Source organism: Bacteroides eggerthii, from assembly GCF_025146565.1.
GTDB classification, from domain to species: Bacteria; Bacteroidota; Bacteroidia; order Bacteroidales; family Bacteroidaceae; genus Bacteroides; species Bacteroides eggerthii.
Genome location: NZ_CP102258.1, coordinates 2,968,614 through 2,982,326, shown reverse-complemented (window position 1 = coordinate 2,982,326; position 13,713 = coordinate 2,968,614). Strand labels below are relative to the sequence as shown.

Here is a 13,713-nt window from a genome sequence, read left to right as displayed (position 1 = left end):
AACAATATATATATAATGGATGTAAATTATAAACTTATTGATACTCAGAAAATCATAGACTACATAAATTCCTTTTCAGGAGAAATTAGGGTAGAGGATATCATTCGGAATTCCGGTGCTGACAAACTGCGGGTATATCCCGCACTCTTCGAGTTGGAACAGGAGGGGATCATTGATGTATTAGAACGAGAAGAATTGGGGGCACCAACAGTGGTATGTAAGAGAAGAGACTCCTCTACAAATTTAGAGTGACATTTTTATAATAAAGACAGGTAACAGCGGTTATTTTGTTTTAGGCGCAGCCGGAATTACTTAGTTTGAGTGGTTCCGGCTGTTTTTTATTGTGATAATGAAGGCTTATTGATTAGAAAGTTTTATTTTTGCAGAGAGTTAGTATAATCTTGAAATAATATATAAAGTATAAGAATGTCAGGTAATGAATATATAAATATGTTTTCAGCCCATCTTTTTTGGGATGTGCGTAAAGAAGATGTCGATTTTGATGAGCATGCCCAATACATTATAAAAAGAGTCTTGGAATATGGCTTGTTGGAAGACTGGAATCTTATCCGGCAATATTATGGCTTGTCTAAAATTGTGGAGGTGGCGAAAGAATTAAGAGATTTAGAGCCTCGTGCCTTAGCATATATATCTGCAGTTTCTAAAACCCCTAAAGAGCAATTTAGATGTTACATCTGGAAACAGTCGAATATTCAACACTGGAACTTTTAAGAAAGTTGCAAAGTTTACCGATATTGCGCGATACACGTTTGGTAGGAGGAACCGCTCTGGCTTTGCAATTGGGACACCGGAAATCTGTTGATTTGGATTTCTTCGGAACTATTACTTGTGAAGCGGAAGAACTTATAAGTGCAATAAAAACCGTAGCCTCTCTTATTGTATTGAAAGAATCTCCCCATATACATATTTATTTGGTTGATGGGATTAAAGTTGATATTGTAAATTACAGGTATCAATGGCTTGATAAACCAGTTGTAGACCAAGGAATACGCATGGCTGGAATTAAAGATATTGCTGCTATGAAAGTAACGGCTGTTATTGGTAGGGGAACTAAAAAGGATTTTATTGATATTTCTTTTTTATTGCATCATTTTTCTTTAAATGAAATTTTAGACTTCTATTCTACTAAATATGATGATGGCTCTGTTTTCATGGCAATGAAAAGTTTGGTGTATTTTGACGATGCGGAAAAGGAACCGATGCCGGATATGTTGATTAATAAGTCTTGGGAACAGGTGAAAGAATATATCTTATCAAAGATTTCTTGAAGCATTTGCCTTATCTACTCGAAAAATCTTATTAACTTTGCGGGTCACTTTTGGAAACAATAAAAAAATAATGATATGAATATCTCTTATAATTGGTTGAAAGAGTATGTCGATTTTGATTTGACACCGGATGAAGTTGCCGCTGCACTTACTTCCATTGGATTGGAAACTGGAAGCGTGGAAGAAGTGCAAACCATTAAAGGTGGACTGGAAGGTTTGGTCATTGGAGAAGTCCTGACATGCGAAGCTCATCCTAATTCAGACCACATGCACATCACTACCGTAAATCTGGGACAGGGCGAGCCTGTGCAGATAGTATGCGGTGCGCCTAATGTGGCAGCCGGACAGAAAGTGGTGGTAGCTACTTTGGGTGCAAAACTTTACGACGGTGATGAATGTTTTACAATCAAGAAATCAAAGCTTCGCGGCGTAGAGTCCAACGGTATGATTTGTGCGGAAGATGAAATCGGTATCGGTACAGACCATGCAGGTATCATCGTATTGCCGGAAACGGCTGTGCCGGGCACACTTGCCAAAGACTATTATAACATCAAGAGCGACTATGTGCTGGAAGTGGATATCACTCCCAACCGCGCCGATGCTTGTTCACATTACGGTGTGGCTCGCGACTTGTACGCTTATCTGGTACAGAACGGCCTGCCGACTTCTTTGAAAAAGCCGTCTGTGGATGCTTTTGCCGTTGAGAACCACGATTTGGACATCAAGGTTACGGTGGAAAACAGCGAGGCTTGTCCGCGTTATGCCGGAGTTACCGTAAAAGGTGTAACCGTAAAGGAGAGTCCGGAGTGGTTGCAAAACAAGCTCCGTATCATCGGCCTGCGTCCCATTAATAATGTGGTGGATATCACGAACTATATTGTTCATGCATTCGGTCAGCCGCTTCACTGCTTCGATGCCGACAAGATTAAGGGCGGTGAAGTCGTTGTGAAGACAATGCCTGAAGGTACCCCTTTTGTCACTTTGGACGGTGTAGAACGCAAGTTGAGCGAACGCGACCTGATGATCTGCAACAAAGAAGAGGCCATGTGTATCGCCGGAGTGTTTGGCGGATTGGATTCCGGTTCTACGGAAGATACCAAAGATATATTCCTCGAAAGTGCTTATTTTCATCCTACCTGGGTGCGCAAGACCGCCCGTCGTCATGGCTTGAATACAGATGCTTCTTTCCGTTTTGAAAGAGGTGTCGATCCGAATATTACTCTTTATTGCCTGAAACTGGCTGCAATAATGGTGAAAGAGCTTGCCGGCGGTACTATATCTTCCGATATAAAGGATGTGTGTGCTGCTCCTGCCCAAGACTTCCGGGTGGAACTTTCCTATGAGAAGGTTCATTCACTGATAGGTAAGGTGATTTCGGCAGAGACAGTAAAGAGTATCGTGGCGAGTCTGGAAATGAAGATTGTAGCCGAAACGGCAGAAGGCCTGACACTGGATGTACCGCCTTATCGTGTGGATGTGCAGCGCGATTGTGACGTGATAGAAGATATTCTCCGTATTTACGGTTATAATAATGTAGAGATTCCGACTGCATTGAAGTCCAGCCTGACAACGAAAGGTGAGTGGGACAAGTCCAACCGACTGCAGAATCTGGTTGCCGAACAGTTGGTGGGATGCGGTTTCAATGAAATCCTGAATAACTCGTTGACGCGTGCCGCATATTACGACGGTTTGGAATCCTATCCTGCCAAGAACCTTGTGATGTTGATGAATCCGCTTAGCGCCGATTTGAACGCTATGCGCCAGTCGCTGCTCTTTGGCGGATTGGAGAGTATTTCTCACAATGCCAACCGTAAGAATTCGGATTTGAGGTTCTTTGAATTCGGTAACTGCTATTACTTCAACGAAGAGAAGCGCAATCCTGAAAAAGCGCTCGCTCCTTACTCGGAAGATTATCATCTGGGCTTGTGGGTTACCGGTAAAAGAGTTTCCAACTCGTGGGCGCATCAAGACGAGGATAGTTCGGTATACGAACTGAAGGCGTATGTTGAAAATATCTTTGCCCGTCTGGGACTGAAGATGCACGATTTGGTAGTCGGTAATCTGACCGATGACATCTATGCTGCTGCGCTGTCCGTACAGACAAGAGGCGGCAAACGTCTGGCTACTTTCGGTGTGGTGACAAGAAAACTCCTGAAAGCGTTTGACATAGATAACGAGGTGTACTATGCCGACCTGAACTGGAAAGAGCTGATGAAGGCTATCAAGAACGTAAAGGTAAATTATACCGAAATCTCCAAGTTCCCGGCTGTGAAACGTGACCTCGCTTTGTTGCTTGACAAGAAAGTACAGTTTGCCGAAATCGAGAAGATTGCTTATGAAACAGAGAAGAAGCTGCTGAAAGAAGTATCTCTCTTCGATGTTTACGAAGGCAAGAATCTGGAAGCCGGTAAGAAATCGTATGCCGTAAGTTTCTTATTGCAGGATGAAAACCAGACTTTAAACGACAAAATGATTGATAAAATCATGTCTAAACTGGTGAAGAATCTGGAAGATAAGCTGGGAGCGAAACTGCGTTAAGGAAAGTATTAAGAATAAAATCATAAATCATAAATATTTAGTTCCAATGGGAAGAGCGTTTGAATATAGAAAAGCTGCCAAATTGAAAAGATGGGGTCACATGGCTAAGACCTTTACAAGACTGGGTAAACAAATTGCTATTGCAGTGAAAGCCGGCGGACCTGAGCCGGAAAACAACCCTACATTGCGTTCGGTTATCGCTACTTGCAAGCGTGAAAACATGCCGAAGGATAATATTGAACGTGCCATCAAGAATGCAATGGGTAAAGACCAAAGCGACTACAAGAGCATGACTTATGAGGGATATGGTCCTCATGGTGTAGCCGTATTCGTTGATACACTGACCGATAATCCTACCCGTACGGTAGCTGATGTGCGTAGCGTATTCAACAAGTTTGGCGGAAACTTGGGAACAATGGGGTCACTGGCTTTCTTGTTCGACCATAAATGTATGTTCACTTTCAAGAAGAAAGACGGCATGGACATGGAAGAATTCATTCTTGACATGATTGACTTTGATATTGACGAAGACTATGAAGAGGATGAAGAAGAGGGTACAATCACTATTTATGGTGATCCGAAGAGCTACGCCGCTATTCAGAAACATTTGGAAGAGGGCGGCTTTGAAGATGTCGGTGGTGAGTTTACCTACATTGCCAATGACTTGAAAGATGTTGAGCCGGCGCATCGTGAAACGATTGATAAGATGGTGGAACGTCTGGAAGAATTTGACGACGTGCAGACGGTTTATACGAATATGAAGCCTGAGGAAAGCGAAGAATAATGACTTATACTTACAAGACTAAAGGTACGTGCAGTAGCAATATCGAGCTTGAAGTAGAAGACGGAATAGTAAAGGACATAGCTTTCTGGGGTGGCTGCAACGGCAATTTGCAAGGCTTGTCCCGCTTGGTTGCCGGGATGCCGGTGAACGAGGTTATCTCCCGTCTGGAAGGTATACGGTGCGGTGGACGTTCCACTTCCTGCCCGGATCAGCTGTGTAAAGCATTGCACGAAATGGGATATTAGACTATTGTGGCTTAAAAACGTCTCACGAGGTGAAAAAAATCATCTCGTGAGATGAATATATTCATCCCATGAGATGAATAAATTTGTCTTACGGGACGAATTTATCCGTCTCATGGGATGATTTTTTTTGCCGGCAAGATAACTTTTGCTGTTTTGAACCAAGTTATAGTGTATTTGTTTTTATTTGAGTACTTTTACACTCTCAAAATAACAACAACGAAATGAAGAATATTTTTAAGGACTTAAAGCGGAAAGACCATAAACGCTATTTGGGTGGTTTGGATGTATTTAAATATATCGGTCCGGGATTATTGGTTACGGTAGGTTTTATTGATCCGGGGAACTGGGCGTCTAATTTTGCGGCAGGTTCTGAATTTGGTTATTCGTTGCTGTGGGTAGTCACTTTGTCTACGGTCATGCTGATTATTCTTCAGCATAATGTGGCACACTTGGGCATCGTAACCGGGCTATGTCTGTCGGAAGCAGCTACACAGTACACTCCCAAGTGGGTGTCACGACCTGTATTGGGGACGGCTGTACTGGCTTCCATATCCACCTCCTTGGCCGAGATTTTGGGTGGGGCCATTGCATTGCAGATGTTACTGGACATTCCGATTGTATGGGGTTCGGTGCTGACTGCGGTTTTCGTTTCAGTAATGCTTTTCACTAATTCTTATAAGAAAATAGAGCGCTCCATCATTGCATTTGTGTCTGTCATAGGGCTTTCGTTCATCTATGAACTGTTTCTCGTTAAGATTGACTGGCCGGTGGCTGTGCAGGGGTGGGTGACGCCCTCGTTTCCGGAAGGGAGCATGCTTATTATAATGAGCGTGCTTGGAGCTGTGGTGATGCCTCATAATTTGTTCCTTCACTCGGAGGTGATACAGAGCCATGAGTACAACAAACAGGATGATGCTTCGATTCGTAAGGTCTTGAAGTATGAACTGTTTGACACGCTGTTTTCGATGATTGTGGGGTGGGCCATTAATAGTGCGATGATTTTGCTGGCTGCCGCTACTTTCTTTAAGAGTGGAATTCAGGTAGAGGAACTGCAACAGGCAAAGTCACTGTTGGAACCCTTGCTGGGAAGCAGTGCTGCCGTAGTGTTTGCGCTGGCTTTGTTGATGGCGGGCATATCTTCCACAATAACAAGCGGCATGGCGGCAGGCTCCATATTTGCCGGTATTTTCGGTGAGTCATACCACATTAAGGACAGCCACTCCCAGGTGGGGGTGATTCTTTCCTTAGGTATTGCATTATTGTTGATTTTCTTTATTGGGGACCCTTTTAAAGGACTGCTGATTTCGCAGATGATTTTGAGTATTCAGTTACCATTTACGGTGTTCCTGCAAGTAAGTCTCACTTCGTCCCGCAAAGTAATGGGACAATACGTAAATAGCAGGTGGAGCACATTGGTGCTTTACACGATTGCTATCGTTGTGACTGTATTGAATATTATGTTATTAATATCTAGTTTATAATGGAGCGGAACTTATTGAATGAAAGATTTATAACAATAGAAAAGTTGGCTGACGGCGGACTGTCACATAAACTTCCGGGGCTGACAGTAAAGTTTTCTTTTGCAGAGACATTTCTGGGAGAAGTGTTGGTTGCTTCAACACCTCAAGGCGTATGCTATATGGCTTTCGTAGTGAGGGGTAGAGATATGGCAGAGAGCGAGATGATGAACAGATTTCCCGGAGTGTTTTTTGAGATAGGTACGGATGAGCATCAACGTAGGGCACTGGCCGCTTTGTCTGCGGATGAGGAAAATATGGAGACAGTGCCTTTGCATCTGAAAGGAACTGATTTTCAGTTACGTGTATGGAACGAATTGCTGAAAATACCTTTCGGTGAAACAGCTACTTACGGAGAGATTGCTGCAGCATTGCAAAATCCGAAGGCGTATCGGGCCGTAGGTACGGCAATTGGGGATAATCCGGTTGCCGTATTGATTCCCTGCCACCGGGTGCTACGTACCGACGGGACGTTGGGCGGTTACCATTGGGGATTGGAACATAAGGTACAATTGCTGGAATGGGAAAAGCAACACAAAAAAGCTGAATAAGTGGATTCAACAATATACAGATATGAAGATTATAACCTATAATGTAAACGGTTTGCGGGCTGCCGTAACTAAGGGACTTCCCGAATGGCTGGCAAACGAACAACCGGATGTGTTGTGCCTGCAGGAAACCAAATTGCAGCCGGAGCAGTATCCGGCAGAGGCGTTGGACGCATTGGGATACAAGCATTATTTGTATTCGGCCCGGAAGAAAGGGTATAGCGGAGTAGCCATCCTGACCAAACGTGAACCGGACCATGTGGAATATGGCATGGGCATGGAGGAATATGATAGTGAAGGGCGCTTTATGCGTGCCGATTATGGCGACTTGTCCATTGTGAGTGTTTATCATCCTTCGGGAACAAGCGGTGACGAACGGCAGGCATTTAAGATGGTGTGGTTGGAAAAGTTCCGTCAATATGTAGTGGAGCTGCAGCGCACCCGTCCTAAATTAATCCTTTGCGGAGATTATAATATCTGCCATGAAGCAATAGACATTCACGATCCCGTCCGTAACGCCACGAATAGTGGTTTCTTGCCGGAGGAGAGGGAATGGATGACCCGTTTTCTGAATGAAGGTTTCATAGATACTTTCCGCCTGCTTCATCCCGACAAGCAGGAGTATACATGGTGGAGCTATCGTTTCAATTCGCGGGCGAAGAATAAAGGTTGGCGTATAGATTATTGTATGGTGAATGAGCCGGTGCGTCCGATGCTGAAAGATGCGCGTATCCTGAATGATGCAGTACACTCGGATCATTGTCCTATGATGTTGGAAATAGCAGATTGAGATATGACGAATGACAGAATAGAAAAAGCTGTTGGACTGTTTAAAAGCGGGTACAACTGCTCACAATCGGTAGTGGCTGCTTTTGCAGACATGTATGGCTTTACGGAAGAACAGGCATTGCGGATGTCTGCTTCCTTTGGTGGGGGCATCGGACGGATGCGTCAGACTTGTGGCGCCGCCTGTGGTATGTTTTTGCTGGCGGGACTGGAAAAAGGCGCCGTCGACGGTAAAGACCGCGAGGGAAAAGCCGCCAATTATGCGTTGGTGCAGGAACTTGCAGAAGAGTTCAAGAAGCGTAACGGTTCAATGATCTGCGCTGAGTTGCTGGGATTGAAGAAACCGGAAGGTTCTTCCACTCCCGAAGCGCGTACGGAACAATATTATGCCAAGCGTCCTTGTGCGAAAATGGTGGAAGAGGCGGCGACAATATGGGCCGAGTATTTGGAAAAACAGCAGAAATAAGCAGAAATTAGCCGTTTTTATGACAGAAAAGCGAAAAAAAAGGTAGTTAACGTGTTATATAACATAAAAATAACTATCTTTGCCGCTGAAATAAAATCTGATTCTTCTTTGTGGGAAACGGATTTTTAAGCATGTCTAACTAAAAATAAAGAGAAAATGTTGAAAGAGAAAGCTGGTGAAACTGCAGGAAAAATTTGGAATGTACTGAATGGAACTGAAGGTTTAACTGCTAAGCAAATCAAGAAAGCTACGAAATTGGTAGACAAAGATTTGTTCCTGGGTCTTGGCTGGTTGTTGAGAGAAGATAAAATTTCTACTCAAGAAGTTGAAGGCGAACTGTTTGTAAAACTGAACTAAGAAAGAGATTGGAATGTTATAAAAAATGCGTTGATACATTTGATATGTTATCAACGCATTTTTTTTTGTCTTCTCCTTTTAGTATCTTTGCACACCAAAATTTTAGAAACAAATGAAAAAGAATATACGTAACTTTTGCATCATTGCCCATATCGATCATGGTAAATCAACTTTAGCTGACCGTCTGCTGGAGTTCACCAATACTATTCAAGTGACTGAAGGACAGATGTTGGATGATATGGACTTGGAGAAGGAGAGAGGTATCACCATTAAGAGCCATGCTATCCAGATGGAGTATATGTACAAGGGGGAGAAGTATATTCTGAACCTGATAGACACCCCGGGACATGTGGACTTCTCATACGAGGTGTCTCGCTCTATTGCCGCTTGTGAGGGGGCGTTGCTCATTGTGGATGCGTCTCAAGGCGTGCAGGCGCAAACCATTTCCAATCTCTACATGGCCATCGAGCATGACTTGGAGATTATTCCGGTTATCAATAAGTGTGATATGGCGAGCGCCATGCCCGAAGAAGTAGAGGATGAAATTGTAGAGTTGCTTGGCTGTAAGCGTGAGGAGATAATCCGCGCTTCCGGTAAGACGGGAATGGGGGTTGAGGAGATTCTTGAGGCAGTCGTTGAGCGTGTTCCGCATCCCGAAGGTGATGAGGAAGCACCGTTGCAGGCTCTGATCTTCGATTCTGTATTCAACTCTTTCCGGGGCATTATTGCTTACTTCAAGATTGTGAACGGTGTCATCCGGAAGGGAGACAAGGTGAAGTTCTTCAATACGGGCAAGGAATACGATGCGGACGAAATAGGTGTTTTGAAAATGGATATGGTGGCCCGGCAGGAATTGCGTACGGGTGACGTAGGTTATATCATATCGGGCATCAAGACTTCCAAAGAAGTAAAGGTAGGTGATACGATTACCCACATAGCCCGTCCATGTAAGGAAGCTATTGCCGGGTTTGAGGAAGTGAAACCAATGGTTTTTGCCGGTGTATATCCTATTGAGGCGGAAGATTTTGAAGATTTGCGCTCTTCGTTGGAGAAATTGCAACTGAATGATGCTTCATTGACTTTCCAGCCGGAGTCTTCATTGGCGCTGGGTTTTGGTTTCCGTTGCGGGTTCCTGGGACTGCTTCATATGGAGATTGTGCAGGAGCGTTTGGACCGCGAGTTCGATATGAATGTCATCACTACTGTGCCTAACGTGTCTTATAACATTTATGACAAGCAGGGACACATGACCGAGGTGCATAATCCCGGCAGCATGCCCGATCCAACGTTGATAGACCGCATTGAAGAGCCCTACATCCGCGCATCTGTGATTACTACTACGGACTATATCGGACCGATTATGACGCTATGCCTGGGTAAGCGCGGTGAGTTGGTGAAACAGGAATATATTTCCGGTAATCGTGTGGAGATATACTATGACATGCCGCTTGGAGAAATCGTTATCGACTTTTACGATAAGCTGAAAAGTATTTCCAAAGGGTATGCTTCTTTTGACTATCATGCAAACGGATTCCGTCCGTCCAAACTGGTAAAGCTGGATATTCTGTTGAATGGCGAACCGGTGGATGCGCTTTCTACCTTGACTCACTTTGATAACGCCTACGAGTTGGGACGCCGGATGTGCGAGAAACTGAAAGACCTGATTCCAAGGCAGCAGTTTGATATTGCCATTCAGGCGGCTATCGGGGCTAAGATTATTTCCCGCGAAACAATAAAGGCAGTTCGTAAGGATGTTACTGCAAAATGTTATGGAGGTGACGTAAGCCGTAAACGCAAGCTGCTTGAAAAGCAGAAGAGAGGTAAGAAAAGGATGAAGCAAATCGGTAACGTAGAAGTTCCGCAGAAAGCATTCCTGGCTGTGCTGAAATTGGATTAGCTGCTAAATAATTCACATACATAGTGCTTGATTTAATTTTAACAGCTATATTTGTGTTGTGGGTGAGGAAAGTGGCGCTGTCAGGTTTATAGGGAGGGTGTGTCAAAACTCTGACAAGCATATCATTAGCTTCGCTCAAAATATCTTTTTATTTCTTACGCTAATGTATAGTCTGTCATGCAGAACGTAGTGAAGCATCTCTTCTCCTACTCACAAAGAGAGTAGGTTCTTCGCTTCGCTCTGACTATACCTTAATGAAAAAGGCAGAAGAGGTTTTGAGCGAAGCTAATGACAGAGTAAAATGATAGTTAATGTTAGTTTTGACACACCTTCTTTCCGGAGAAGGATAAAATCTTAAATCAAATACTTATGATTATTCTACGTACTGTGAAACACATTTCCTCGCTGAATATAGTGGCGAGTATCCTTTTGTTTCTGACCGCTATTCTGGCTGCTCTCATAGCCAACTCTTCTTTGTCGCCGATATATCAGGACTTCCTGCTTCAGGAACTTCATCTGCGTGTCGGTAATTTCAATTTACTTTCGCATGGCGGGCATCCGTTGAAAATGATAGAATTCATCAATGACTGTCTGATGACAGTGTTCTTTCTGGCAGTGGGGTTGGAGATAAAGCGTGAGTTGCTGGTAGGGGAACTGTCTTCTTTCCGGAAGGCTGCTTTACCTTTTGTCGCGGCATGTGGCGGCATGGTGGTTCCGGTTCTGATTTATTCGTTATTGGTTATTTCCGGTACTCCTGAAACCAGGGGAATGGCCATTCCTATGGCCACGGATATTGCGTTTTCTTTGGGGGTGCTCAGTTTGCTGGGCAAGCGTGTTCCGTTGAGCCTGAAGATATTCCTGACTGCTTTTGCTGTGGTTGATGACATCGGGGGAATATTGGTGATTGCACTGTTTTATAGTACTGACGTGGCATACGGATACCTGATTGTAGCGGCTATCCTGTATATATTCCTTTATTATATGGGCAAGTTGGGGGTGACGCAGAAGATTTTCTTTTTGTTCTTCGGTATAATAATTTGGTACCTCTTCTTGCAGTCGGGCATACATAGCACTATTTCCGGGGTGATACTGGCATTCGTGATACCGGCCCGTCCCCGTCTGGATGCCGGTAAATATATCAAGCGAATTCGTGATATTATAGGGGAGTTCCCTGCCTCCAAATCGGATAATATAGTGCTGACAAATGCGCAGATTGCTACGTTGAAACAGGTGGAACGTGCGTCCGATCATGTTATCAGCCCGTTGCAGTCGTTGGAGGACAATTTGCATGGGGCTGTGAACTTTGTGATTTTACCTTTGTTTGCCTTTGCCAATGCCGGTGTGGTATTCAGCGGTAGCGGCAATATTGTGGGAGATGTAAGTATGGCTGTGGCTGCCGGTCTGCTTTTGGGCAAATTCCTGGGTATATATCTGTTTACGTGGCTATCGATAAAAAGTGGTTTGGCCCTGATGCCTGCCGGCATGAATTGGAAAAATATAGCAGGCGTTTCCCTGCTGGGAGGCATCGGCTTTACGGTATCTTTGTTTATAGCCAACCTTTCGTTTGCAGATGCATATCCGGAACTGTTGAACCAAGCAAAATTCGGCGTGCTTTTAGGAACGTTGCTCGCTGGGGTATTGGGATATGTGGTGCTGAACATAGTGTTGCCGAAAGCTGAATAACTTCCTTTGGCTGGCCTTGAGTTTTATTCTTCATCTTCCGTTTCTTCCTGTATCTCTTCTTTAGGCAGCAGTCTTGCCGAGATACGCTTTTTGGGGGTGAGGCTCATATCTTTCAGCATTTCTGCTTGGCGGACTACACTTCCGTTTCCTTCGGACAATTGGTTGAGCGCCTTGTCATAGTCTTTTTGCAAAGTCGCCATGCGGTCGCCGAGGGTGAGGAAAGTGTCGGTGAAGCCTACTATCTTTTCATACAGGGCCGTACCGCGTTTGATGATAGCCTGTACGTTTTTCACTTGGTTTTCCCGTTTCCACAGGTCGAGCGAGAGACGCAGGGCGCTGATGAGGTTGGTGGGGCTCATCAATACGACTTTCTTATTGTAGGCGTATTCCCAAAGGTTGGCATCGCTCTGTATGGCAAGCAGATAAGCGCCTTCGGTGGGAATGAACATCATTACGAAGTCCGGCGATTTGATGTCATAGTGCGAATAATCCTTCCGGCTGAGTTCATCGATGTGGCTGCGGACAGACTGCAAATGCGCCTTGAGCCAACGTGCCTGCTCTTCCCGGTCTTCGGCAGATGTATAGGCTGCGTAGGCAGTGAGAGACACTTTGGAGTCTATTATCATTTCGCGTTCATCTGGGTATTTGATAAGGATGTCCGGCTGCATCTTTTGTCCGCTTTCTTCACTGACAATAGCTTCCCCTCGTTCGTCTTTCAGAAACTCCTGACGGAAATAGTGCTCGCCTTCAATCAGGCCTGATGCTTGCAGCAGGCGCTCTAAAATCATCTCACCCCAGTTGCCTTGCATTTTGGAGTCTCCCTTCAGGGCGCGTGTCAGGTTGTTGGCGTCTTCGCTGAGACGGTTGTTCAGCTCCACCAGTTCCTTGATGCGCTCGCCTAAGGAGAAGCGCTCTTTGGCTTCGGTGCTGTACACTTGCTCTACCTTTTCCTTGAAATCTTTTATCTTTTCGTCCAACGGACGCAGCAGGTTGCCCAGATGTTCGGCATTTAGTTTGGTGAAATCTTCGGTTTTGCTTTGGAAGATGCGGTTTGAAAGGTTCTCAAACTCCGTATTCATGCGTTTGTGCAGGGCTTCGGCCTCTTCCTTCTGTTGGGTGAGGCGCTGTTCCCATTGCTTTTGCTGCTCGGCAAGGCGTTCGCAGAAAGAACGTTCCTGCTGGGCAAGGCGTTCATTGAGATTGCGTGCCTGTTCGGAAATGCGTTCGGCAAAGAGCCGTTCTTGTGCGCTAAGGCGTTCCGAGGCTTGGCGGTTAGCCTCCTGCAAGCGTTCTTCCGCAATGGAACGTTCGCGGGTGATACGTTCTTCGGCGGTGCGATTCAGTAGGGCTTCACGCTCTTCGGCGGCTTCTACTTGTGTTTTTAGGGCAGCGGCTTTTCTGCCGGCTGTCAAATAGCCGATAATGGCTCCTGCGATAATTCCAACGACTAATAGTACGATATTCATAATGATGTATGGGAAATATAGTTGCAATGAACTGAAAATTCTGTTTCAAAGGGTGGTATCCGTTGTACCAACGTTGGGTACCGATAATACCAACGGTTGGTACAAGGAATACCAAAGTGTGGTACAAGGAATACCAA

Annotated in this window: 14 protein-coding genes; 13 read left to right on the top strand and 1 reads right to left on the bottom strand. The window is 44.8% G+C overall.

From position 1 onward, the window contains the following. Positions 1–15: 15 nt before the first annotated feature. The 13 genes from NQ546_RS12370 to nhaA all read left to right on the top strand — a co-directional run bounded on the left by NQ546_RS12370 (position 16) and on the right by nhaA (position 12,110). Entirely contained in the window at positions 16–252 is a 237-nt protein-coding gene (locus tag NQ546_RS12370; protein WP_004290805.1) for a hypothetical protein, read from the top strand. A 174-nt stretch (positions 253–426) separates the two neighbouring features. Then, on the top strand, positions 427–732 hold the full coding sequence (locus NQ546_RS12365; protein WP_004290806.1) for a DUF6922 domain-containing protein: 306 nt from the start codon (positions 427–429) through the stop codon (positions 730–732). Continuing rightward, positions 687–1,289, top strand: coding sequence for a nucleotidyl transferase AbiEii/AbiGii toxin family protein (locus tag NQ546_RS12360; protein ID WP_039953274.1), 603 nt, complete (start codon positions 687–689; stop codon positions 1,287–1,289). The genes NQ546_RS12365 and NQ546_RS12360 overlap by 46 nt, the downstream gene beginning before the upstream one ends. A 75-nt stretch (positions 1,290–1,364) precedes the next feature. Continuing rightward, complete coding sequence (gene pheT, locus NQ546_RS12355; protein ID WP_004290808.1) at positions 1,365–3,827, top strand: phenylalanine--tRNA ligase subunit beta; 2,463 nt, start codon at positions 1,365–1,367, stop codon at positions 3,825–3,827. 46 nt (positions 3,828–3,873) lie between these two features. Continuing rightward, the gene (locus NQ546_RS12350) at positions 3,874–4,611 is read left to right on the top strand and encodes a YebC/PmpR family DNA-binding transcriptional regulator (protein ID WP_004290809.1); all 738 of its coding nucleotides are present in this window, start codon (positions 3,874–3,876) and stop codon (positions 4,609–4,611) included. Further along, entirely contained in the window at positions 4,611–4,856 is a 246-nt protein-coding gene (locus tag NQ546_RS12345) for a TIGR03905 family TSCPD domain-containing protein (RefSeq protein ID WP_004290810.1), read from the top strand. Before NQ546_RS12350 ends, NQ546_RS12345 begins: the two co-directional genes overlap by 1 nt. Positions 4,857–5,077: 221 nt before the next feature. Continuing rightward, positions 5,078–6,337 carry an Nramp family divalent metal transporter gene (locus NQ546_RS12340; protein WP_004290811.1) on the top strand — a complete coding sequence of 420 codons (1,260 nt, stop codon included), beginning with the start codon at positions 5,078–5,080 and terminating at the stop codon, positions 6,335–6,337. Then, positions 6,337–6,924, top strand: coding sequence for a methylated-DNA--[protein]-cysteine S-methyltransferase (locus NQ546_RS12335; RefSeq protein WP_004290812.1), 588 nt, complete (start codon positions 6,337–6,339; stop codon positions 6,922–6,924). The genes NQ546_RS12340 and NQ546_RS12335 overlap by 1 nt, the downstream gene beginning before the upstream one ends. Before the next feature lie 22 nt (positions 6,925–6,946). Next, a complete protein-coding gene (locus tag NQ546_RS12330) occupies positions 6,947–7,711 on the top strand; it encodes an exodeoxyribonuclease III (RefSeq protein ID WP_004290813.1) in 765 nt (254 codons plus the stop codon). Between the two features lie 3 nt (positions 7,712–7,714). Next, positions 7,715–8,173, top strand: a complete 459-nt coding sequence (locus NQ546_RS12325) for a C-GCAxxG-C-C family protein (RefSeq protein ID WP_004290814.1) — start codon at positions 7,715–7,717, stop codon at positions 8,171–8,173. 156 nt (positions 8,174–8,329) lie between these two features. Continuing rightward, a complete protein-coding gene (locus NQ546_RS12320) occupies positions 8,330–8,530 on the top strand; it encodes a winged helix-turn-helix domain-containing protein (protein ID WP_004290815.1) in 201 nt (66 codons plus the stop codon). A gap of 112 nt (positions 8,531–8,642) precedes the next feature. Then, positions 8,643–10,427, top strand: coding sequence for a translation elongation factor 4 (lepA, locus tag NQ546_RS12315; protein WP_004290816.1), 1,785 nt, complete (start codon positions 8,643–8,645; stop codon positions 10,425–10,427). A 369-nt stretch (positions 10,428–10,796) separates the two neighbouring features. Continuing rightward, complete coding sequence (nhaA, locus tag NQ546_RS12310) at positions 10,797–12,110, top strand: Na+/H+ antiporter NhaA (RefSeq protein ID WP_004290817.1); 1,314 nt, start codon at positions 10,797–10,799, stop codon at positions 12,108–12,110. A 23-nt stretch (positions 12,111–12,133) separates the two neighbouring features. Here the strand turns inward: nhaA and NQ546_RS12305 are convergent, their stop codons facing one another. Further along, positions 12,134–13,576, bottom strand: coding sequence for a DNA recombination protein RmuC (locus NQ546_RS12305; RefSeq protein WP_004290818.1), 1,443 nt, complete (start codon positions 13,574–13,576; stop codon positions 12,134–12,136). Positions 13,577–13,713: the final 137 nt, after the last annotated feature.